Annotated in this window: 18 protein-coding genes; 8 read left to right on the top strand and 10 right to left on the bottom strand. The window is 50.1% G+C overall.

Annotation, left to right across the window (positions count from 1 at the left end):
- Positions 1 to 62: 62 nt before the first annotated feature.
- The 5 genes from T500_RS0103795 to T500_RS0103775 all read right to left on the bottom strand — a co-directional run bounded on the left by T500_RS0103795 (position 63) and on the right by T500_RS0103775 (position 8150).
- Positions 63 to 617 carry a DUF3836 domain-containing protein gene (locus tag T500_RS0103795; RefSeq protein ID WP_028907002.1) on the bottom strand — a complete coding sequence of 185 codons (555 nt, stop codon included), beginning with the start codon at positions 615 to 617 and terminating at the stop codon, positions 63 to 65.
- Between the two features lie 156 nt (positions 618 to 773).
- The gene (locus tag T500_RS0103790) at positions 774 to 3140 is read right to left on the bottom strand and encodes an ABC transporter permease (protein WP_080694780.1); all 2367 of its coding nucleotides are present in this window, start codon (positions 3138 to 3140) and stop codon (positions 774 to 776) included.
- 13 nt (positions 3141 to 3153) lie between these two features.
- Positions 3154 to 5532 carry an ABC transporter permease gene (locus T500_RS0103785; protein WP_028907000.1) on the bottom strand — a complete coding sequence of 793 codons (2379 nt, stop codon included), beginning with the start codon at positions 5530 to 5532 and terminating at the stop codon, positions 3154 to 3156.
- A 6-nt stretch (positions 5533 to 5538) separates the two neighbouring features.
- Positions 5539 to 6792 (bottom strand): efflux RND transporter periplasmic adaptor subunit, encoded by a 1254-nt coding sequence (locus T500_RS0103780; RefSeq protein ID WP_028906999.1) that lies wholly within the window; start codon positions 6790 to 6792, stop codon positions 5539 to 5541.
- The gene (locus T500_RS0103775) at positions 6780 to 8150 is read right to left on the bottom strand and encodes a TolC family protein (RefSeq protein ID WP_028906998.1); all 1371 of its coding nucleotides are present in this window, start codon (positions 8148 to 8150) and stop codon (positions 6780 to 6782) included. The genes T500_RS0103780 and T500_RS0103775 overlap by 13 nt, the downstream gene beginning before the upstream one ends.
- 168 nt (positions 8151 to 8318) lie before the next feature.
- Between T500_RS0103775 and T500_RS0103770 the strand changes: the two genes are divergently transcribed.
- Positions 8319 to 8843, top strand: a complete 525-nt coding sequence (locus T500_RS0103770) for a response regulator transcription factor (protein WP_028906997.1) — start codon at positions 8319 to 8321, stop codon at positions 8841 to 8843.
- Positions 8840 to 9703: a sensor histidine kinase gene (locus T500_RS0103765; RefSeq protein ID WP_036908361.1), complete on the top strand. Its 864-nt coding sequence runs from the start codon at positions 8840 to 8842 to the stop codon at positions 9701 to 9703. The genes T500_RS0103770 and T500_RS0103765 overlap by 4 nt, the downstream gene beginning before the upstream one ends.
- Here T500_RS0103765 and T500_RS0103760 read toward each other — a convergent pair.
- A complete protein-coding gene (locus tag T500_RS0103760; RefSeq protein WP_028906995.1) occupies positions 9673 to 11097 on the bottom strand; it encodes an ATP-dependent RecD-like DNA helicase in 1425 nt (474 codons plus the stop codon). The two genes, T500_RS0103765 and T500_RS0103760, sit on opposite strands and share 31 nt — an antisense overlap.
- 172 nt (positions 11098 to 11269) lie before the next feature.
- On the opposite strand from T500_RS0103760, the gene T500_RS0103750 reads away from it, so the two are divergent.
- Both T500_RS0103750 and T500_RS0103745 read left to right on the top strand, forming a co-directional pair.
- Positions 11270 to 12070, top strand: coding sequence for a DUF3822 family protein (locus T500_RS0103750; protein ID WP_028906994.1), 801 nt, complete (start codon positions 11270 to 11272; stop codon positions 12068 to 12070).
- Positions 12067 to 12618: an RsmD family RNA methyltransferase gene (locus tag T500_RS0103745; RefSeq protein WP_028906993.1), complete on the top strand. Its 552-nt coding sequence runs from the start codon at positions 12067 to 12069 to the stop codon at positions 12616 to 12618. Before T500_RS0103750 ends, T500_RS0103745 begins: the two co-directional genes overlap by 4 nt.
- Here T500_RS0103745 and cls read toward each other — a convergent pair.
- From cls to nadB, 3 genes are read right to left on the bottom strand one after another with little or no spacing between them, the layout of a single operon-like run.
- A complete protein-coding gene (gene cls / locus T500_RS0103740) occupies positions 12590 to 14008 on the bottom strand; it encodes a cardiolipin synthase (RefSeq protein WP_013063048.1) in 1419 nt (472 codons plus the stop codon). The two genes, T500_RS0103745 and cls, sit on opposite strands and share 29 nt — an antisense overlap.
- On the bottom strand, positions 14005 to 15936 hold the full coding sequence (gene dnaG, locus T500_RS0103735) for a DNA primase (protein ID WP_028906992.1): 1932 nt from the start codon (positions 15934 to 15936) through the stop codon (positions 14005 to 14007). Before dnaG ends, cls begins: the two co-directional genes overlap by 4 nt.
- Position 15937: 1 nt before the next feature.
- Positions 15938 to 17524, bottom strand: a complete 1587-nt coding sequence (gene nadB / locus T500_RS0103730; RefSeq protein WP_013063265.1) for an L-aspartate oxidase — start codon at positions 17522 to 17524, stop codon at positions 15938 to 15940.
- A gap of 119 nt (positions 17525 to 17643) precedes the next feature.
- Between nadB and T500_RS0103725 the strand changes: the two genes are divergently transcribed.
- From T500_RS0103725 to mutY, 4 genes are read left to right on the top strand one after another with little or no spacing between them, the layout of a single operon-like run.
- A complete protein-coding gene (locus T500_RS0103725; RefSeq protein WP_028906991.1) occupies positions 17644 to 18858 on the top strand; it encodes a carboxypeptidase-like regulatory domain-containing protein in 1215 nt (404 codons plus the stop codon).
- A gap of 17 nt (positions 18859 to 18875) precedes the next feature.
- Complete coding sequence (gene dacB / locus T500_RS0103720; RefSeq protein ID WP_028906990.1) at positions 18876 to 20105, top strand: D-alanyl-D-alanine carboxypeptidase/D-alanyl-D-alanine-endopeptidase; 1230 nt, start codon at positions 18876 to 18878, stop codon at positions 20103 to 20105.
- 48 nt (positions 20106 to 20153) lie between these two features.
- Positions 20154 to 21383, top strand: coding sequence for a phosphoserine phosphatase SerB (gene serB, locus T500_RS0103715; RefSeq protein ID WP_036908359.1), 1230 nt, complete (start codon positions 20154 to 20156; stop codon positions 21381 to 21383).
- Positions 21384 to 22385: an A/G-specific adenine glycosylase gene (mutY, locus tag T500_RS0103710; protein WP_028906988.1), complete on the top strand. Its 1002-nt coding sequence runs from the start codon at positions 21384 to 21386 to the stop codon at positions 22383 to 22385.
- Here mutY and T500_RS0103705 read toward each other — a convergent pair.
- Positions 22357 to 22836 carry a C-GCAxxG-C-C family protein gene (locus T500_RS0103705; RefSeq protein ID WP_028906987.1) on the bottom strand — a complete coding sequence of 160 codons (480 nt, stop codon included), beginning with the start codon at positions 22834 to 22836 and terminating at the stop codon, positions 22357 to 22359. The genes mutY and T500_RS0103705 overlap by 29 nt on opposite strands.
- Positions 22837 to 22838: the final 2 nt, after the last annotated feature.

Below are 22838 nucleotides of genomic sequence, written 5' to 3'. Positions count from 1 at the left end.
TACACCCTGGCGGATGCGGATTGTCTAATTATTAGACACCTCGGCGTATGATTCCTTGACAATCATTTCAGAGTAAGGTAATGATCGGTGTACAAGGTACCTTTTTCAACAGGTGCCTGCCACTCCAGTTGCAAGTCGGCATGACCACGCTCACGACTGTAACAGGCCACGCTGGCAATGCTCTCATCGGGCAGCAGAGTATAGGTGATTTGGCCTACGGGCTCATCAAACTGCGCCTTCTTCTTGTTCCAGCGACTATAGGTAGCGATATACAATCCGCCATCCAACAAGTAGTTGTGGCGACCCGCACACAGCCACTGGTTCTTGTTCCATACGAACTTAGTACGACTGGTGAGCTTACCATCGGCAGCATAGTTGTACTGGTAGCGGTAGATGGGCTTCAGGGTGAAGTTACCCTTGCGCTGGGGCTGTTCCTGATATACCACCATCGTAGCAATCTTACCATCGGCATCACGATCAGCATTGTAAACAAACTCTGCGTCGTTAGCTTGAGAGACTGTGTCGAAAATCTTATCCACAGTTGCAGATGTCATCACTTGTGCATTTGAGGTCAGAGCCATCAGGCACATCATCGAGCTAATCATAAACTTTTTCATAATCGTACTTATTTAAATTGTTAATACTTTGCTTTTTTCTTTTCACATTGCAAAGTTACGATCATTCTAAGTTCTATGCAAGCTTTTTGGAGTGCCCGGAGGCCGTTCGTCTAATCTTTATACACACTATCGTATGATTTATTTACACTACCCTGATTATTCGGTTTTGATATTGTTCACAGGGTTCTCAGATGCAGCGCGCCAGCTCTGGAAAACAACGGTAAGCAGCGAGATGATGAAGCAGGTAAACCCAGCCGCTACGAATATCCAGGCACTGAGCGTGATACGATAACTGAAATTGCTGAGCCAGTCGGTCATCACATACCACGAGAGGGGTACGGCAATGACAAACGCAATCAGCAATGGTATTGAGAAGATACGGAGCATTAACATCAGTACTTCGCCCGATGTAGAGCCCATCACTTTACGGATGGAGATTTCCTTCTGTCGCTGACGGATGAAGAAGAGCGACATGCCGATGGTGCCTAGGATAGAGATGATAATGGCAATGATGGTGAAGATGGTGATAATCTTCAACGTGTTCTGCTGCTCAACGAAGGTCTTGGCTACATCCTTCTCCATGCTAGAAACATACCATTCCAATTGTTCCTCAGAAACATCCAATTCTCTCATTAAGTCGAAGAAAGCGGCCTTCGCCTTTTTATCGCCATTTGTCCTAACAAGGTAACAGGGATTTCCAATATGTTCCTGCAACTGAATGCCAAAAGGATCTGCTTCACGGAGCACGTTTATGTGATGGAATTCTTTGAGGATACCGTTAACTGGTGCCTTTTCACCCATGCCCATGGGTATCTCGCGGTCCTCATCCCTCAACCCAAACTTACGCTTGGCTTCCTCATTCAGATAGTAGCCATCACGGGTATTACCATAATCTTTGAGAATCTCCAGTCCATAGAGATCGAAGGCAGTCGAATCCATAGCAGTTACGAACATACTTATCCAATTACCGTTGTGCATGGCGCCCACCATGACGCCACCGCCGCTGTCAGTAAAGGGCGTTCCGCTATACTCACCAATGCGCTCCACAAAGGGCATCTTCTCCAACTTATTCCTGACTGTCTGGCTCTTACCTTCTGGCGTTCCCACATAGTACAGGTTCTTGGTGTTGTAGCCTAACGGCGCATGAATGAGGTGGTTCAGTTGTAGCCAGATGACAAGACTGGCTGTAAGCATTGTGATAGTGATGACATTCTGCAAGATAATGAACAGACGTCCTAAAACCATCTTAGAATGGAAACGGAAATTACCCTTCACGATGTCGATGGGCTGATAGCGGGAAATGTGCCATGAGGGTAGGATGCCCGAGACGAAACCTACCAGCAGGATGAAACCAAGACAAATACATATGCTACCTATATTGATATCATCTACCAATGCTATCTTCCCCTTGAACAGGTTGGCGGCATCTTGCTGAAAACTGAGCGCCAAGGCCAGTCCGATAGTAAAAGAGACGGCCACCATCAGCGTCGATTCTGCAATAAGTTTCAGCGATATGGTGCGCTGACTGCTACCGAAGAGCCGTCGTGTAGCCATCTCCTTGGAACGAAATCCCGTATTGGCTACAGTCAGATTAATATAGTTGGTGATGGCAAAGAAGAGGATGGCTAGCACAGCAGCCAGCATGATGCGAAGTCGCGTCTTGTCGCCTTTCATCACTCCCTTACCATCGTTCTGAGGCGCAAACATCATATCTTTAAGAGGTATGATGCTTACCTTATATTCTTCAAAAATAGGAGGAAAATTCTTGACAATAAGGTCATTAATGGCTTTCTTCTTGCTGTCGAGCGTCATGCCTGGACGAAGCATAAAAAAGCCCTTGCAAGCACCTGAAGAGCTGAAAGCAAACCCGTAATTATCAAACTTATAGCCCTCTATCTGTGGATAGCGCTCTACACTGGCAATAACCTGCGTTTCATTAGGCAGTGCCGTGTAGTCAAAATTCTTGGCAACAGCACTAACGGTATACACCAAGGTGCTATCGTAGATGGTATTGCTTGGATCAACTTCGCGATCGCCCATAATCTGCAAGGGCTCGCCTATAGGGTCCTTATCGCCGAAGAGGCGTTTGGCCAAGCGTTCAGTAATTACACATTTGTTGGGGGCGTCTAAAGCCGTACGACGGTCGCCTGCCTCCAACTCGAAATCGAAGAACTGGAAGAATGTCGAGTCGACCAGCAAGACGGAACCATTTCCCTTGTCATCGTCTTTTACCTCCAGCTGATGATATCTGATTTTACACTTTGAACTCATTACACAGCATTTCTGCTCAATCTCAGGACACATATCTTTTATCTGAGCGGCAGCATCTGGCCACAAGGCAAATGACGACTCGCTGCCCACCAGCACGATACGATCGGCATTCTTGTGCCACGAGTCGATGCTGTACTGGCGCCAGGTGTAGTCGCCCAGCAGGATGATAAACATTAACGACACGACAAGCCCTACCACATTGATTAATGTGTAGAGCTTGTTGCGTGATAGAAATCGAAAGTAACTTTTCATACGGTTTTATGGTTTATTCGTTCTTAATGTTGTTGATAGGGTTCTCGGTTGCGGCGCGCCATCCCTGCAGGGCGGCAGTAAGCACATTTACTACCAGCACGATGATCAGCGAGAGTACCAAAGGCGTGAACTGCATCTCTACATGCAAACCTGATATACTGCCTGCCGTAGGTGCCAGCCAGTAGGCCAACGGGATAGCGATAATGGCGGCTACCAACGACTGTACAAACACCGTTCGCAACAAGTGCAGGGTGATACTGCTTACTTCGGCACCAAACACACGGCGCACAGCAATCTCACGCCTACGCTGACCTACGAAGTAACTGTTCATCGCCATCAGTCCCAGGATAGCTATGAGCAAAGCTACAAACGTAAACACGGTGAGCACACTCAGGAATCGCTCGTAATCCTCGTACCATTCCTGATGTTTCTGTTCAAGCGAATGGGCCTCGGGGGCTTCATGACCCGTGAATTCCTGGAACAGGGCTTTCATCTGGCCCTCCACCTTTTCGCGATTACCATGATATTTCACGATTGCCATACGGGGCGAGCCATATTGTCGCTGAGCAAAACTGGTGGTGTCGTTAAGATATTCATCGGTTCTCAATATCACGATGGGCGTGGGGTGCTTCTCCTCGTTCATCACAGTCTGATAGATAATATCGGGATAAACAGCCGAAATAGTCATATTCATATGGCCTTTGGTGTTCACTATCTCTCGGGTATCATCACTCTTACCAAACTGGCGCAGTAACTGGTAGTTCACACCTACTCCATTATCCGAATAAGTCTTCTCAGGATGCAGGTTCAGAATATTGAAGAAACAGCTGTCGCCCATCAGGTAGCGCATACTTACCACCGTACCGTCGTCGGCCTGGGTGGTGTTGTTCTCCAAGAAATCGAGCGGCGTACCATAACCAAATCCCACAGCATCAACCTCGGGCAGTTGCAACAGCTGCTGGCGATAGGTCTGGCGCTGCGTCAGACTCAGGTTATGAAGTCCCCAGGTTTCCAGAATATTCTCGTAATCGTAACCCAGAGGCTGATGCATCTTTTCGCGGATATTGCTACTGAGCAACAAGGTTACAGTGAGCATCACGATGGCAAACACAGTCTGAATCACCATCAGCACATGGCTCCAACGCTGACGAACACGACGGCGGAAGGTGCCACGAACGATATCGATAGGCTGATAGCCACTGAGTATCGAGGCGGGCACAAAACCTGCCAACGCACCTACCACAGCAATGATAAGCACAAAGCCGATGATTGTAACGATGCCAGTATCCTTCAACAGATCCATCGGACAGGCGGCCATCTCGATAGCCTTATCCTGCAGGGCAAGGGCTACCAGATAAGCCACACCAAAAGCGATGGCTGTAAAGAAGATGCTCTCGCCAATCAGCTTCAGGAATACCTGCAAACGCGACAGACCTAACAATCGGCGTGTGGCCATCTCCTTCGAGCGCTCTGTGGTAAGCGACACACTCAGGTTGACATAATTAAAAATAGCGAACACCAGCACCAACAGGGCTATCACCACATAGAGGTGAGCCATATCGCGATTGCCGTGGTTCAGGTCGCCCGACTGGAATGAGCATTCCTTGGCATCGTAGTAGAGCGCAGAGAGCGGGGTAAGCGTAACCTGCTTTACTGCATCCATACGATAGAGCCAGAAGAAGGTCTTCATATACTCGCGCATCGCATCGGCCTTGCTACGCAGGTCGGCACCCTCGCGCTGCATCAGGAACAGCACGCTACTACCGGCATTGTTCATCTCTTCGGTATAAGCCGAATAGTTAAAATGCTTATGACTTTCGAGGTTCACCACGCACTCGTGACTGCTGGGGATAACCGAGCGGTCGAAATCGTCCATGATGCCACTGATGGTATAGGTAACATGCCCGTCGGGATCGTTCTTATCACCCAGCACAACCTCCTTGCCAACGGCATCGCCCTCGGGCCAATAGCGTTCGGCAAACTTCTTGCTCACCACCATCTGGTTGGGGGCTTCGAGCACTTTATGCTTGTCGCCAGTCAACAACTGGTAATCGAAGAATTCAAAGAAGTTAGGTGCCACCACCAGAATCTCGGTTTGCACCTCCATGCCACGGATATCAAACATGGCATTATAACCAGAGACAGAACACCACGCCTCTATTTCGGGGAAACGGTCCTGCAACTTCTGACCTACGCGGAAGTGCGACATGGTAAACTCCTCATTGCCCAATGCGAAGATACGCTCGCCACGGGTCTGGTAGTTCTCTACTGATGTCTGACGGTAGATCAAATCGCCCAACAGCAACAGGAAGGCCATCGACAGGCACAGGCCCACAATATTTATAATGGTAAACAGGCGATGGCGACCAAGAAACTTAAAATAGCTTTTCATAACGCTTTACTTAATCACTAACACTTCGTTATCCTTGAATGCTTCGTAACCACTGGTAACCACGCGCTCGCCTGGCTCCAAACCTTCGAGAATCTCGTAGTACTGAGGGTTCTGACGACCTACACGGATGTTACGACGATAAGCCTTCGAGCCACTCTTATCGAGCACAAATATCCACTGGCCTCCTGTGGTCTGGAAGAAGGTGCCACGAGGAATGATGATGGCCTGCTCGGGCTGACCCAGTTCCAGGTCGATATAATAGGTCTGACCAGAGCGGATGTTCTCAGGACGCTCGCCTTTGAATACGAAATCACAACGGAACTTACCATCGCGCACCTCGGGGTATACCTTGCGAACCTGCAACTGGTACTGCTTGTCGCCACGGGTGAAGGTAGCTGAAAGACCTGGACGAACGCGGTCGATATAATGCTCGTCGATGCTGGCCTGCACCTTGTAATCCGAGAGGTCGTTCAACTGACCAATCTTCTGACCAGGCTGAATGCTCTGTCCTAACTCCACATCCAGCAGTCCCAGTTCGCCATCGATAGCCGAACGTATCTCGAGCTTATCCTTACGCTGGCGAACCAGCACCACGTTCTTACGCATGTTCTGCAGATTGTCCTCCATCTGGTCCATCTGAACGGTGCGATAGATAGAGTCCTGCTTCAGGCGCTTGGTAATGAGCGAGCGCTTCTTGGCAGAAAGCTGGTAATCCTCCTGCGACTTGATGTAATCCTCCTTGCTAATCAGCTTTTCGGCATACAAGCGCTTGTTCTGATCGTAGGTACGCTGTTTGCGATGGGTGTCCATATCCAACTGAGCCTGTTCGGTCTGGTTGTTCAAACGGTCCTGTTGCATAGCCACCTGGGTGTTACGCAGCAGGTTCTGCTTCTCAGCCAGTTCGGCCTCGGCATTCAGAATCTGCAGGTCGAGGTTCGAGTTGCTCAATCGAACAATCACATCGCCCTTGTGCACCATCGTACCTTCTTCAACCACCTTCTCCATCACGATACCACCTTCTTCGGGCGAAATCTGTACTATCTGGATGGGCAGCACCTGGCCGTTGGTACGTACATAGTCTTTGAACTCGGCACGCTGTGCTTCGCTGATGGTCATCTCGTCCTTGCTCACCTTGAGCGTCGAGGCATGGTTGCCAAAAATCAGCCAAACCAGCATTACTAACAACAAGCTACCGCCTGCAGCGTATGGCCAATACTTCTTCAGTTGCTGACTCTTAGTTTTTTCGATTACTCTGTCCATATTGTTTCTCCTTTATAATATCTTACTAATTGTTCCTTTACCATAGCCATGAGCTGACATTGCAGCAGGGTGGCTTTTGAGTTGAGTAGCTGTGCCGATGTGGTGTGCAGATCGATGGCTGTTGCAAGGCCCTCTTCGAACTGTCGACGGGTAAGCTGATAGGCGATGCTATCGGCCTCAACCTTCTTCTCCATCTGTATGGTCTGCTTCTGATAGCCCTGCCAGTCCTGCCAAGCCTCGCTGCTCAGTTTGGCCAGTTCCAGTTGTTTCTGGTCGTAAGCCTCCTGGGCAATCTTGTAGTTGTTCTTGGCCTTGCGGATGCTGGTAAGGGTTTGCAAACGGTTGAACAGGGGGATGTTGACTGATACGCCAAAGTATTCACCCATATTATTCTTCATCTGATTGCGGAATGTCTCCGCAGCATCGTTATGTAGCGTTTTGTAATAAGTGGTGCTCAGACCCGCACTGAGAGAGAGTGATGGGTAAAGAGAAGCGCGAGCCTGATGCCACTCATGTTTCGATGTCTGCATGCGATAGCGGGCCACCTGAAGTTCTGGATGGCGCTCGTTATCCAGATTTTTTTCTTGCGTCCCGTTGGTAGCAAGCGGCGAGCCGATTTCCCACGTTGGGAATGAATTGTTCCCACACTGGGAATCAAACATTCCCACGTTGGGAATATATTCCAGGCTCAGACTATCACCCAAGGGATAGTTCATGGCCTTTTTCAGTTCCAATATAGCCGAGGCATAAAGGTTCTGCTGACGTGTCAGTTCGTAATCGGCCTCAGCCTGTTGCGATTCCACCTGAGCCACATCAGCAGCACTCTTTCGCCCCACCTCTTCAAGCACTTTTACCTGCTTGAGCAACAACAACGTCTCTTCAACTTTCTCCTCGGCCATCTTTACTAATCCATCGTAATAAGCCACGCTGGTATAGGCCTGCAGTACGTCGAGTGCCGTCTGATCCTGACGCTGGCGCAGACTGGCGCGTCCCATCATCTCGCTGGCCTTAGCGGCCTTGAGGGCATGCAGACGACTGAATCCGTCGAATACTGGCAACGATGCCGAGAGTTGATAGCCATTATAAAAGGTACTCACATCGGTATAGCCGTTGGTCTCTGGGTCGATGGCACGTCCAAAGTTATACTGGGCACCGATGTATCCATCCACAGATGGCAGGAATTTACCGATAGCACCGGTCTTCGATGCCTTATAGTTGTCGAGTTCCAACTCGGCCTGTTTCACCTCGTGGTTATGCTGCACCGCATACTGCATGCATTGCTGCATGGTCATCTGTTGCGCCTGAACCGAATTCAAACACAGAGATACTGAGATACAGAGGATGATCGACTTTTTCATATCGCGTTATTTTTAAATTTTGGTCGCAATTTTTATTGCAAAGATAGGGTAATAAATATTACCTGCCAAGCAAAAATAGGGCTCCAAAGGCTGATTGTCTAAAATTTATACACCCTTTTGTATGACTTTTATACAATTCTTCGTATCTTTGCACACAAAAATTACATTATGAACAAGTACGGAACCATATTAATCGTTGATGATAACGCGGCCATCCTTACCGCTATGCGTTATCTGCTTGACGGCACTTTCGAACAGGTGCTGACCTCGACCAACCCCGATGACATTCTGAAACTGATGGCTCAGCAAACCATCGACATCGTAGTACTCGACATGAACTTTACCCTTGGTGTAAACAATGGTAACGAGGGGCTTTTCTGGCTTCGCACCATCCGCAAACAGCACCCCGAAACACCTGTGGTACTGCTCACAGCCTATGCCGACATTAACCTGGCGGTAAAGGGACTGAAGAACGGTGCCGCCGATTTTATCACCAAGCCTTGGGATAACGACGAACTGCTACGCAAACTGAAGGATGTGCTCGACATGCAGAACGAAATCGTTAGTCTCGACGAAGTGGAACAGGAGCATATCCGTCGCACCATCGACCACTGTCATGGTAATCTCACTCAAGCCGCCCAATTGTTGGGTATCACCCGTCAGACTCTTTACAACAAGATGAAACGCTTATGACTTGGCTCTTCATTATAATAGGTGTGGTACTGGTAGTGTTGGTGATAGCCATTGTGCACCACCAGCACAAGTTGCGATTGCGTGCCCACATCATGAAGGAGGCCATTCGTAATCAGGATTTCTCGTTCCGCCTGCCCACCAACAATCTGTTACCTGGCGAGCGTGCCATGCAGGAGGCGCTCAACGAGCTGGGCGAGAATATCCGTCAACAGATGAACAAGAACGAGGTAGAATCGTGGGAGCGATTAACCCGTGTGCTTACCCACGAGATGATGAACGCCACTGCACCTATCACCAGCATCAGTCAGTCGTTGCTGAGCCGTCCCGACGTAAAGGGCACACTCCTCGAAGATGGTATCAAAGCCATCTACGACACCTCGCGCCATCTGAGCGATTTTGTAACCAACTATCGTAAGATGTCGGAACTCGAAAAGCCAGTCCTTTCCGAAGTGCCCCTGCGCCCTATGCTCGACGAGCTCTGCAAAACCTATCAGCAATTGGCATGGACTATTGATGTGCCTGCCGATACCATCTTAAAAGCCGATAAGGGCATGCTGCGCCAGATATTGATGAACCTTATCAAGAACGCCATCGAGGCCGAGGCTACCAAAATCATCATCGAACTCACCAACACCCAGGCCCCATCCCCCAAGACCATTCTTATCGGCAACGATGGCAGTCCTATCCCAGCCGAAAACCGCCAGTCGCTGTTTGTGCCTTTCTTTACCACCAAGCGCACAGGTAGCGGTATCGGCTTGTCGTTAAGCCGACGAATGATGATACAACAAGGTGGCATGCTGGATCTGGCAGAAAAGAATCTCCCAGGTTGTCATGTTACGTTTGTACTCTCCTCTATCTGAGTGGTAGGCCAGTTTACCAAAAACAGTTTTTCGGTAGCACGTGTAAAAGCGGTGTAAAGCCAGTGGATATAGTCGGGCGTCAACATATCGTCCGTCATATAACCTTGGTCGATATACACGTGCGCCCACTGTCCGCCCTGCGCCTTGTGACAGGTAACGGCATAGGCAAACTTTATCTGCAAGGCATTAAAGTATTTATCTTTCTTCAGTTGCTTAATGCGGTCGGCCTTCAGGGGGATATCGGCATAATCCTCCATTACCGCATTATACAGTTGTTCCTGTTGTTCGCGCGACAGAGCAGGCGATTCGGTAGTCAGCGAATCGAGAATCACGGTAGCCGTGAGTTCGTAGCTATCGTAATCGGGTAGCGTCATCGTCACATCAGCAAAGCGGAACCCGAACAGTTCTTGTACATTGCGTACACGCTGCACCACAGCGATATCGCCGTTGGCCAGGAACGAAATTTCCTTGGATTGTTCAGTCCAGTAATAGTTATTCTTCACAATCATCAGTTGGTCGCCACGACAGAGTTCGTCTTCGCGATCCAACACCGTATTGCGGATACCCTGATTGTAGATGTTAGCGCGCTTGTTACTACGGGTAATCACCATCGTCTCGTCCATCCCCACCCTACTGTAGCTGGTGGCCAACGATTCTATCAGCTCATCGCCTGGCACACGCACAATATCAGCAAATCCCTGGAATCGGATTTTTGGCAGAACCCAATCGTCAATCAGCGTTCTGATGCGGGTAGCATTCCACAAGATACCCGAGTCCTCACTCTGGCGCAGCACCTGATTCAGGTCGCACTCGTACACTTTCATACCGTAGGCACGTAGCACATCGCTCATCAGCGCCGGACTCTCATCCTCGCCCACAGGTGGCAACTGAGCCTTATCGCCCACCAACACCATACGACAATTCTGTCCACTATACACAAACTGCATCAGGTCGTCAAGCAGGCAACCGCTACCAAACGCGCTCTCGCCATAGCCCTGATTGGCAATCATCGATGCCTCATCTATCATAAACAAGGTATCGCGGTTATTGTTATAGTTCAGATTAAAGCTAGAGATATCACCGGCCGACTTCTGCCTGTATATGCGACGATGGATGGTGTAAGCCGGATGACCAGCATTGAGTGCAAACACCTTTGCTGCACGACCTGTCGGGGCCAGCAGAATCATCTTCTGTTTCAACACATTCATCGCCCTTACGATGGCACCCGCCAAGGTGGTTTTACCCGTACCTGCCGAACCACGCAGAATCATCACCACATGGTCGTCGCGGTCGGTCATAAAGAGCGAGAACACGTCGATGGCGTGCTCTTGTTCGGCCGTAGGCACCATGCCCATAGCCTCCCGAATGCGGAATTTAAACTCGTCGCTAATCATTTCGGCCACAAAGTTACACTTTTTTAGGCACGAATTACACGAATTACACGAATTTTTATTAATTTTGCACCCAGATATGCATATCAACAACAAATTAGTGAATATTGTGCTGGCTGTGATAGCTGCGTGCTTGCTTGCGCTGTGCGTGGCCAGTGTGATGAACGTGAAGTAGATGGACGCGAAGACAACAATCATACGCATAGGGCGCAACACGCTCTCATTCACCGCACTCGATGTTGCCAACACCGTGCACCCCATCGACTATCGTCCGTACGTGGTTCGTGGCGGTATCTCGATGTCGGCCAATCTGCGCGAGGCATTCAAGACAGGCGACTATGTAGACGAGGATACTGCCAAGGTTTTTATCATGGTAGATACCCCTTCGTTGCTGGTACCCATCGAACAGTTCGACGAGAACGACATGGAAGCGCTCTTTTCGTATTCGTACCCTCCTGGTCAGGAAAAGCGTGTGATACTGTACAATGTATTGCCCGACCTGAAGGCCGTTTGCGTCTTCGCCATCAACAAGAATCTGGATACGGTTATCAAGGACCGTTTTGAGAGTGGCTATAACTTTGTGCATGCCCTTACACCAGTCTGGCGCCAACTGCATCAGCGTAGCTTTACAGGTCATCGCAACAAGCTGTATGGCTACTTCAACAGCAAGAAGCTTCACATCTTCAGTTTCCAGCAGAACCGCTTTAAGTTCTGCAACACGTTTGATGCTGCCCATGCACACGATGCTCTTTACTATCTGATGTATGTGTGGAAGCAATTGCGACTGGAGCCAGAGCACGACGAACTGCATATCCTAGGCAACATACCCGAAGAAGAGTGGTTGCTGCAGGAGTTAAAGCGATTCCTGCACAACGCCTACCTGATTAATGCTACGGCCGAATTTCCCGATTCGCCTGCTACCAGCATCAAGGGTATGCCCTACGATTTAATAACCTTTATATCACGCGGACGATGAGAATTATTACAGGTATCTATAAGGGGCGACATTTTGATATTCCCCGCTCGTTCAAGGCACGCCCTACCACCGATTTTGCCAAGGAGAACATTTTTAATGTACTGAACAGCTATATCGATTTCGAAGGTATCAACGCCCTCGACCTGTTTTCGGGTACTGGTAGTATCTCGCTCGAACTGGTATCGCGTGGTTGCGAACATGTGGTAAGCGTTGAGATGGACCGCGACCACCACAAGTTTATTACCGAATGCCTGAAAAAGCTTAATACCGATGTATGCCTGCCCTTGCGCGGCGATGTGTTCCGCTATATCAAATCGTGCAAACAGCAGTTCGACTTTATTTTTGCCGATCCCCCTTACGCCCTCAAGGAACTGCCCACCATCCCTGGACTGATTTTCGAGAAGAACTTGTTGAAGGATGGCGGAATCCTGGTGTTCGAGCATGGTAAGGAGAACGACTTCTCGGATGCCCCACACTTTGTAGAGCATCGCAGCTATGGTAGCGTAAACTTTTCGATTTTCAGAAAAGAGGCGACAGCATCCTTGTAACACTCTCCCACAGGCGTACCAGGAAATTGTTACGCATGCGTTTCTTCAAGTCCTTCAGCAGTACACTCTGCTCAAGGTCGCGTAAGAAAATGGTTTTCATTCGCATAGCCACACCTTCGTCGAAGAAGAAGATGTTGGCTTCGAAGTTATTCTCGAAACTACGGAAATCGAGATTGGTCGAACCACAGGTGGTGATAGCATCATCGCACACCAGCATTTTTGAATGCAGGAAACCAGCCTCGTACAAGCTAACCTGTACACCTGCCTCAAGCACCTCGCGCAGATAGCTCCTGCTGGCCCACTCCACAAACTTGGCATCACTGCGTAACGGACAAATCACTCGCACATCCACACCACCCAAAGCGGCTGTTTTCAGGGCAAACAGCACCGAATCGTTAGGCAGGAAATAAGGTGTTTCGAGATACAGATAACGCTTGGCACCTAAGATAATGCGCACATAACCCTGCATAATCTCAGGGTAAGGTGTGGTAGGACCGCTGGTAACCACCTGTGCCAGACAGTTATTGTTGATATCCTCGCATCGTGGATAGTACTTTTTATCCGACAACAAGGTACGATCCACAAAATACCAGTCAACCAGGAACGCACGCTGTAAGGCATGCACACCACCTCCGCTTACCCTCAGCATGGTGTCGCGCCAAGGCATATCGCCAGTACCTTTTACGTAGCGCTGGGCAATATTCATACCACCGATATAGCCCACCAGACCATCAATCACAATAATCTTGCGGTGGTTGCGATAGTTCACCTTACTGGTAAACGACGGGAATCGCACAGGCATAAACGAGCGCACCTCGATACCCGCCTCGCGCATCCGTTCAAAAAAGCGATGGTGCACATTCCAACACCCCACATCATCGTAAATCACCTTTACCTCAACACCCTCGCGGGCCTTGTCAATCAAGGCATCGGCCACCAACATGCCTAAGGCATCGTCGGCAAAAATATACATATCCAGATGTATGTGATCCTTGGCCTTGCCGATATCTTCCATCAATTCGGCTATAAACTGATAGCCATCGGTACAGATATCCACCAGGTTATCCTTAAAAGGTAGCGACAGGTTCTGGTTAATAAACAAATCGATCAATGGTTTGTGGCGCTCGGGCAGTCGCAGGTTCTGTTGCTCGGCAAACTCCAGCATCGAACGCTTGGTAAGCTGGTTCATCGAACGTTCGCTCACATAGCGCTCCTTGCGATGGTTTATGCCAAAAAACAAATAAAAGACGATGCCCACCACTGGCACAAAATAAATCACCAGCGCCCAAGCCATCGTCTTAGCAGGTTGACGGTTGTCCATAATCACGTGTACCACCGCCATGATAGCAATGATCTGGTACACTATGAATATGATATTCAGCCAACTCATCGTCCTAATTTCTTTGCCACTTCCTTATATATCAAGTCAACATGTTGATACTCGGCCAGCGTTGCCATCACATCGCCCTCGCCTTTCTTGATAGAGGCCAACAGTTCCTTCACCTTGGCACCCAGGCAGTAATAACGGAAGTCAAGCACTATATGCTCCACGTGCGACCGCAAGCCACCCTCACGTTCTTTCAGTTGGAATCCCTTACCCAGTTGATATGAATCCACAGCCATGCTGGCCGCAATCGAACTGATTTCGTAATCGGTATGGCGCGTCAGGTATTCCTCGGCCTTAAAACCTTCTTCGCCACAATGGGCCACCACCTCTTGCAGAATCTTGTTATATACAGGCTTACTGAAACTCAGGCCATCCTCCCCCATATCGTAGCTGATAAACTGTGCTACCGAGAGGTTGATGGTTTGCCCGTCTTCGGTCTGAAGGTTTTCGTAGATAATCTTCTCGCCATCGCGAACAATGGTTTTGATCAGCAGGTCCTCTACCTGCTGAATCTGATCGCTGATGGTATGCAGACCGATAGCCATGGGCTTGCCCTGCGCCTCGCGTTCCTGCTGGATGGCGTTCTGTGCCTGCTCGCGATTGTATTCCTTTTCCTTCTCCTCGCGGTCGCGACTAATCATGCCGTTCATCGATTGGAGCAGGGTTTCCTCCTTGATGCCCAAACGGCGCGACAACTGGGTCAGATACTCATCGCGCAACAGGTTATCATCTACCACCGAGATACTCTTCACGATACCACCGATAGCCTCCGAACGCTTCACGGGGTCGCTCACGTTCTCTACCGTCAGTTTGGTTTTGAACGAGATAAAGTCCTCGGCATGCTCTTCGATATACGCCTTGAACTCCTGGGCGGTATGCTTACGTGAGAACGAATCCGGGTCGTCGCCATCGGGCAGTAACAGCACTTTTACTTTCATGCCTTCGGCCAACAGCATATCTGTTCCTCGCATGGCGGCATGGATACCGGCCTCGTCGCCATCATACAGCAGGATGATGTTAGGCGTAAATCGTCGCAGTAGTTTTATCTGATATTTCGAGAGAGCCGTACCACTGTTGGCCACAACATTCTCCAGTCCGCACTGGTGCATGGCAATCACATCGGTATAGCCTTCAACCATATACACACAGTCTTCCTTGGCAATGGCTTTCTTACCTTGGTACAGGCCATACAGCTCGCGCTCCTTATGGTAGATTTCCGAGTCAGGCGAGTTCACATATTTCTGTTGCACCCCCTTGGTACGCGCATCCAACAGTCGCCCACCAAAGGCCACCACCTTTCCACTTACGTTGAACCAGGGGAAGATAACACGACCCGCATAGCGATCGTACACACCCTTCTCGCCTTTGATACACAAGCCCGTCTTAATCAGGAACTCCTCCTGATACCCCGCTTTCTTAGCGGCTATATCAAGGGCATCGCGCTTTGAGAGCGAGAAACCCAGGTTGAACTTCTCCACAATATCATCGCGGATACCACGACTACGGAAGTACTGACGCCCAATGGCCACACCGTCGGGATCGTTGTTCAGCACATCCTTAAAGTAGTTCATGGCCCACTCGTTAACGATGAACATCGACTCGCGGTCGCTCTGCTCACGTTTCTCCTCCTCAGTCAGTTCTTTTTCCTGTATCTCGATATTGTATTTCTTGGCCAGCCATCGCAGGGCCTCGGGATAGGTAATCTGCTCGTGCTTCATCAGGAAGTTGATGGCCGTTCCGCCCTCACCACACGAGAAGCACTTGCATATCTGCTTGGTTGGCGACACCATGAACGATGGCGTTTTATCGTCGTGGAACGGGCACAAGCCTTTATAGTTAACGCCCGATTTTCGCAGCGTTACAAACTCGCCCACCACGTCAACGATGTTCGTGGCATCAAGTATCTTGTCTATCGTTTGTCTGTCAATCATCCTACTTATCGTAAGCGTGAACAGGATAATCAGTAGTATAGTGCAAACCGCGACACTCCTTGCGCTCCAATGCCCAACGGGTAATCAGATAGCCCACGTTAATCATGTTACGCAATTCGCAGATATCCTTCGAGGCCTTTACACGCTTAAACAAGCGCTCGGTCTCCTCGTAAAGCATATCCAGACGGTCCCAGGCACGGTGCAAGCGCAGGTCGCTACGCACAATACCTACGTAGTTCGACATAATCAGGTTCACCTCCTTTACGCTCTGGGTAATCAGCACCTTCTCCTCGTTGGTCAGCGTACCCTCGTCGTTCCACTCAGGCACCTTCTCGTTGAAGTCGTAGAAATCCACATGCTCCAGCGAGTGCTTAGCGGCCGTCTCTGCATAAACCACAGCCTCAATCAGCGAGTTGCTGGCCAGGCGGTTACCACCGTGCAAACCAGTGCACGAGCACTCACCAAGGGCATAAAGCTGTTCTATGCTGGTCTGTCCGTTCAGGTCCACCTTGATACCACCGCACATATAGTGGGCGGCAGGACGAACGGGGATATAATCAGTAGTGATATCGATACCCATCGACAGGCACTTCTGGTAGATATTGGGGAAGTGCTTGCGTGTCTCGGCGGGATCCTTATGGGTTACATCCAGACATACGTGATCCAAGCCGTGAATCTTCATCTCCTTATCGATAGCACGTGCCACGATATCACGTGGTGCCAACGACAGACGCTCGTCGTACTTCTCCATAAACGTCTCGCCATTGGGCAACTTCAGTATGCCACCATAACCACGCATTGCCTCGGTAATCAAGAAGGCGGGGTGCGTTTCGTTAGGGTTATGCAGCACCGTGGGGTGGAACTGTACAAACTCCATATCGGCCACCGTACCCTTGGCACGATACACCATCGCGATACCGTCGCCAGTAGCAATCACGGGGTTCGATGTGGTCAGATACACAGCACCGCAACCACCGGTACACATCACGGTCATCTTTGCCAGATAGGTATCCACCTTCTGGGTATCAGGATTCAGCACGTAGGCACCATAGCAGTTAATGTATGGCGAACGACGTGTAATTCTGGCACCTAAGTGGTGCTGGGTGATAATCTCCACCGCAAAGTGGTTCTCCTTGATGTCGATATTGGGATTGTTGCGCACAGCCTCCATCAGTCCGCGCTGTATCTCGGCACCCGTGTCGTCCTTGTGGTGCAGAATACGGAACTCAGAGTGTCCGCCCTCGCGATGCAAATCAAATTTGCCATCGTGGTTCTTATCAAAGTTCACGCCCCAGTTAACCAGTTCTTTAATCTGTTCGGGCGCCATTCTTACTACTTGTTCTACGGCTTTGGGGTCGCTGATATAGTCGCCCGCAATCATCGTGTCTTCTATGTGTTTCTCGAAGTTATCCAGTTCGAGATTGGTAACCGATGCCACGCCCCCCTGGGCAAACGATGTGTTGGCCTCGTCCAACGAGGTCTTGCATATCATACACACCCTACCCTTGTTGGCGCGAGCCACCTTCAGTGCGTAGCTCATACCGGCCACGCCAGCTCCTATCACCAGGAAATCATATTTGTATACCATGTGCTGATGTTATATTTTGTCACAAATCTGCTGCAAAATTACTTAAAATTTCCAATATTCTTTGCATCTTATCAATTTTTTTGTAACTTTGCGCAGTATAATCCTCAATATTTACAACAATGAAACAACTAGCGCTTATAATCATGCTGATGGTTCCGATGGTGGCACTGGCACAACAGACTACCGTAGGTGGAACCGTTATCGACGAGAAATCGGGGCGCCCATTGCCTCAGGTGAGTGTTTCAGCAGGCCGCATCTCTGTGGTCACAAACGAGGATGGTGCCTTCCTTCTAAAACTGGGCGATAAGCCCGCAAACATCACGGTATCGCACTTAGGTTACAAAACCAAGAAGGTGACATTGCGCACAGGCGAGACCGAGAACCTGAAGATAAAACTTCAACCCACCACCATACAACTGCGCGAGGTGGTGATACGTACTGGTAATCCACGCGACATTGTAGAGATCGCCATCAAGAAGATTCCCGAGAACTACAGTCGCCAGCCCGAGCTGCTCAAGGCGTTCTATCGCGAAACAGCCATGAAGCGCAAGCACTTCATCTATGTGGCCGAAGGTGTGGAGGACATGTACAAAACCAGCTACACACGCGGTGTAGGTCGCGACAGAGTGGCTATCATCAAAGGTCGCCGACTGCTCAGTCAGAAACAGGGCGACACCCTGGGCCTAAAGGTTATGGGCGGACCGGTACTGCCAGTACAGCTCGATGTAGTTAAAAACACCGAGTTACTGCTCAACCAGGAGGAGATGGATGCCTACAGCTACAGTTGGGGCACACCCGAGATGATTAACGACCGCCTGCAGATGGTGGTTCTGATTGAGCCTCTCTTCAGCAGGGAGTATGCGCTGTATCACGGCAAACTGTATATCGACAACGAGCGCCTGGCATTTACCCGCATCGAGCTCAGTCTCGACATGAGCGATAAGGAGAAAGCCACCCGTACCATGCTGGTACGCAAGCCGTTCGGTGTAAAATTCAAGCCACGCGAGCTGTCGTGTGTAGTCGATTATCGCTATACCGACGGTGTTACACGCATCAGCTATCTGCGTAACACCTTTAAGTTTAACTGCGACTGGAAGAAACGTCTGTTCAGCACATCGTTTACCGCCACCTGCGAGATGGCCGTTACCGATAGCCAGTCCGAAGGTGTACAGCCCATCGTCAGTCGCAACTCGTTCGACTCGCACGATGCCTATTACGACAAGGTAGAATACTTTATGGATCCAGAATACTGGAGCAACTACAATATTATAGAACCCTCTGAATCGCTGGATAAAGCGATACGCAAACTGGTATCAACATACCAGCGCAATTGATTAGGTAGAAATTTAAAATGAAGCAGAATATAAGGAATTGGATTTTTTCACTCTTATTGGCAGGTACGGTAGGCAGTTTGCAGGCGCAGACGGCCGACACACTCGTAGTAGATACCTGTGCCACAGATACCATCGTTGAACTGCCCTGGCCACAGAACCTGCAGGCCCGGCTAGACACGCTTACCAGCGACCGCATGTTCGACTATACCCAACTGGGCCTGATGGTGTACGATATCACTGCCGATTCAACCCTTTACACCTACGGTGCCAAACAGATACTGCGCCCAGCCTCAACCATGAAGCTGCTCACGGCCATTACCGCACTCGATCAGTTAGGCATCAAGCACAAGTTTCGCACCTCACTTTATTACACAGGCGAGGTGGTCGACAGTGTGCTGGTAGGCGATCTGTATTGTGTAGGCAGTATGGATCCTCTGTTCGACTCAACTGATATGCAGGCCTTTTCGGCCAGCGTTAAGGCATTAGGCATCCATACATTGAAAGGCAAACTGGTAGCAGTAAATACCTTTAAGGACGAGGACCTGCTTGGCGAAGGATGGTGCTGGGATGATGACAATCCATCGCTCACCTCGCTGCTCATCAATGGCAAGGACGATTTCATCAGTCAACTGGCTCAACAGCTCGATAAGGACAGTATTTTCCCCGATGGTCCCGCCGAATATGCAGCCCTGCCCAAGGATGCCGTTCTGCTGTGCCAGCGTAGTCACTCATTAGAGGATGTGCTCATACCGATGATGAAGGATAGCAACAACCTTTATGCCGAGTCGGTATTCTATCAGATTGGTGCCGCCACAGGTGCGCGCCCAGCCAAGTCGTCGCACGCCCGCAATGCCATCAAGCGCACCCTGCATAAGGCCGGCATCACAGGTTCACACTATAAGATAGCCGATGGTAGCGGACTCTCGCTTTACAACTATGTAACCCCCGAGTTGCTCACCAAACTGCTGGTTTATGCCTATCGCCACCCCAGCATCTATCGCTACCTGTACGTGTCGCTACCAGTAGCGGGCGAGGATGGCACACTGAAGAAACGCATGAAGGATACCCCTGCACAAATCAGTGTGCGTGCCAAAACGGGTACCCTCACCGGTATATCGTCGTTGGCTGGCTATGCCGTAGCCACCAACAACCATGTGTTGGCATTTGCCATCATTAATCAAGGAGTCATGAAGAACGATCAAGGACGTTACTTTCAGGATAAAGTATGCACAGCGATGTGCAAGTGATTAAACATTAAAGATTAAAGATTAAACATTAAAAGATTAACGATTATCATGAAGAAGGAACAGATACTAGTTAGAATTACAGGTCAGGATCGCCCAGGCCTTACCGCCTCAGTAATGGGCATCCTCGCAAAATACGATGCACAGATTCTCGACATCGGCCAGGCCGATATCCACTCTACCCTGTCGCTGGGTATCCTCATCCGTATGGACGAGACCAACTCAGGTCAGGTAATGAAGGAGTTGCTCTTCAAGGCCACCGAGCTGGGTGTGCAGATAGGTTTCTCACCCATTGGCGACAATGAGTATGAGGACTGGGTTGGCCATCAGGGTAAGAACCGTTATATTCTCACCGTGATGGGTCGCCAGTTAGAGGCACGTCAGATTGAGGCCGCTACCTCGGTGATTGCCGAGCAGGGATTGAATATCGACTCAATTATCCGTCTTACCGGTCGTAAGAGCATCAAGAACCCCGCCAAGCACACCCGTGCCTGTATCGAGTTCTCGCTACGTGGCGAGCCCAAGGACCGTCAGGAAATGCAGTCGAAACTGATGAAACTGTCGAGCGAGATGGAGATCGACTTCTCGTTCCAGCTCGATGATATGTTCCGCCGCATGCGCCGTCTGATTTGTTTCGATATGGACTCTACGCTGATTCAGACCGAGTGTATCGACGAGCTGGCCGAGCGCAATGGCGTTGGTGCCCAGGTACGCGCCATCACCGAGAGCGCCATGCGTGGCGAGATCGACTTTAAGGAGAGTTTCACCCGTCGTGTCAGTCTGCTCAAGGGGCTTGATGTGAGCGTGATGCAGGAGATAGCCGAGAAACTGCCTATCACCGAGGGTGTAGATCGCCTGATGACCACCCTGAAGCGTTATGGTTATAAGATTGCCATCCTATCCGGAGGATTCACTTACTTTGGCGAATACTTACAGCGCCGTTATGGCATCGATTATGTATATGCCAACGAACTGGAGATTGGCCCCGATGGCAAGCTCACAGGTCGTTATGTGGGCGAGATAGTAGACGGTCATCGTAAGGCCGAACTGCTGAAGTTGATTGCCCAGGTTGAGAAGGTGAACCTGGCACAGACCATTGCCGTGGGCGATGGTGCCAACGACCTGCCTATGATCTCAGAGGCCGGTCTGGGTATCGCTTTCCACGCCAAGCCCCGTGTGGTGGCCAATGCCGAACAGAGCATTAACACCATCGGTCTTGATGGCGTACTCTACTTCTTAGGATTCAAGGATTCGTATCTTGGCGACCAAGGTGTGATGTAAATGAACGCGGATTTTTCTACTACACTACTTAATTGGTACAAGGAATATGGTCGTGATTTGCCCTGGCGGCAAACTCACGATCCATACGCCATATGGCTCTCCGAAATCATCCTACAGCAAACGCAGGTAAAGCAGGGCTGGGATTACTGGACCCGCTTTATGCACCGCTGGCCCACTGTAGAGGCGCTAGCGTCGGCTACCGAGGATGAGGTGCTGCGCGAGTGGCAGGGCCTGGGCTACTACAGTCGTGCCCGCAACCTGCATTTTGCCGCCAAGCAGATTGTGGCCATGGGGCATTTTCCCGATACGTTAGAGGATATCAAGAAGCTGAAAGGCGTGGGTGATTACACTGCCGCGGCCATTGCCAGCTTTGCCTTTGGCATCCCTGCCGCAGTGGTCGATGGCAACGTTTATCGTGTACTCGCACGTCACTTCGGCATCGACACTCCCATCAACACCACCGAGGGCAAAAAGGTGTTTGCAGCGCTGGCCCAGGAGCTTCTCCCCGCCTCTGCCTCTGCATACAATCAGGCCATCATGGACTTCGGTGCCATCCAGTGTACCCCCGCATCGCCCAACTGCATGTTTTGTCCGCTCGTAGAGTCGTGTGTTGCCTTCCGTTCAGGTACGGTTGCCGAACTCCCTGTAAAACTCAAAACGCTCAAAGTTACCGAGCGTCATCTGGCCTATGTCTATATCCGGTGCAATGGTCAAACCGCCATCCATCGCCGTGGTCCCGGCGACATCTGGCAAGGGTTGTGGGAACCCTGGCTGGTAGAATCACCAACCCAAATCCCTCATGATACTGTGATACTGCGTAAGAATGTGAAGCATGTGCTTACCCACCGAGTGCTCTATGCCGACTTCTATCTTTTAGAAGTAGATGAGCGCCCGAAGCTACCTGCTGATTATATATGGATAAAAGAATCGGAGCTCGACGATTACGCCAAGCCCCGACTTATTGAGAAACTGCTCAGCAGCCTTTTGCCTTCAGATAATTAGCAAATATCCTTGCTGCACTCTCCACCTTAGCTGCGCATGGGCGGGTCTTATAATACTCGGCAGTACGGGCAGAAGCCACATAACTCGAGTTCGCCTTCTCATAGCCTTTCAGTCCGAGAATCTCCGCACAAATCAAGCTTCCATTCTCCTCCTTCGATTTGGCCAGCAAATCCTGCACCACCTTATAGCAGGCCGATTTGCCCTCGCGGTCGCTACCTTCGGTCTGTCCACAGTCCAGCCCCACCAGCATCACAATTCCCGATACGGCACCGCACATCATACGTAGGCGTCCCACGCCACCGCCAAATCCAGCGGCAATCTTCTTTGCCAAGGTATCGTCAAGCCCATACAGGTCGGCAAATGCCGCCACCACACTCTGGCAACAGCCATACCCTTGCATAAAATTATCTACTGCACGATTAACTCTCTCGTCTAATTCCTTATCTGTCATCA

It is taken from the genome of Xylanibacter ruminicola Ga6B6 (assembly GCF_000687715.1).
GTDB classification, from domain to species: domain Bacteria; phylum Bacteroidota; class Bacteroidia; order Bacteroidales; family Bacteroidaceae; genus Prevotella; species Prevotella ruminicola_B.
This window is presented reverse-complemented; position numbering and strand designations above follow the sequence as displayed.

Bases quoted from the DNA above. Each gene is read 5' to 3' on its own strand.
- T500_RS0103795 (WP_028907002.1), bottom strand. From the start codon at position 617: ATGAAAAAGTTTATGATTAGCTCGATGATGTGCCTGATGGCTCTGACC.
- T500_RS0103790 (WP_080694780.1), bottom strand. From the start codon at position 3,140: ATGAAAAGTTACTTTCGATTTCTATCACGCAACAAGCTCTACACATTA.
- T500_RS0103785 (WP_028907000.1), bottom strand. From the start codon at position 5,532: ATGAAAAGCTATTTTAAGTTTCTTGGTCGCCATCGCCTGTTTACCATT.
- T500_RS0103780 (WP_028906999.1), bottom strand. From the start codon at position 6,792: ATGGACAGAGTAATCGAAAAAACTAAGAGTCAGCAACTGAAGAAGTAT.
- T500_RS0103775 (WP_028906998.1), bottom strand. From the start codon at position 8,150: ATGAAAAAGTCGATCATCCTCTGTATCTCAGTATCTCTGTGTTTGAAT.
- T500_RS0103770 (WP_028906997.1), top strand. From the start codon at position 8,319: ATGAACAAGTACGGAACCATATTAATCGTTGATGATAACGCGGCCATC.
- T500_RS0103765 (WP_036908361.1), top strand. From the start codon at position 8,840: ATGACTTGGCTCTTCATTATAATAGGTGTGGTACTGGTAGTGTTGGTG.
- T500_RS0103760 (WP_028906995.1), bottom strand. From the start codon at position 11,097: ATGATTAGCGACGAGTTTAAATTCCGCATTCGGGAGGCTATGGGCATG.
- T500_RS0103750 (WP_028906994.1), top strand. From the start codon at position 11,270: ATGGACGCGAAGACAACAATCATACGCATAGGGCGCAACACGCTCTCA.
- T500_RS0103745 (WP_028906993.1), top strand. From the start codon at position 12,067: ATGAGAATTATTACAGGTATCTATAAGGGGCGACATTTTGATATTCCC.
- cls (WP_013063048.1), bottom strand. From the start codon at position 14,008: ATGAGTTGGCTGAATATCATATTCATAGTGTACCAGATCATTGCTATC.
- dnaG (WP_028906992.1), bottom strand. From the start codon at position 15,936: ATGATTGACAGACAAACGATAGACAAGATACTTGATGCCACGAACATC.
- nadB (WP_013063265.1), bottom strand. From the start codon at position 17,524: ATGGTATACAAATATGATTTCCTGGTGATAGGAGCTGGCGTGGCCGGT.
- T500_RS0103725 (WP_028906991.1), top strand. From the start codon at position 17,644: ATGAAACAACTAGCGCTTATAATCATGCTGATGGTTCCGATGGTGGCA.
- dacB (WP_028906990.1), top strand. From the start codon at position 18,876: ATGAAGCAGAATATAAGGAATTGGATTTTTTCACTCTTATTGGCAGGT.
- serB (WP_036908359.1), top strand. From the start codon at position 20,154: ATGAAGAAGGAACAGATACTAGTTAGAATTACAGGTCAGGATCGCCCA.
- mutY (WP_028906988.1), top strand. From the start codon at position 21,384: ATGAACGCGGATTTTTCTACTACACTACTTAATTGGTACAAGGAATAT.
- T500_RS0103705 (WP_028906987.1), bottom strand. From the start codon at position 22,836: ATGACAGATAAGGAATTAGACGAGAGAGTTAATCGTGCAGTAGATAAT.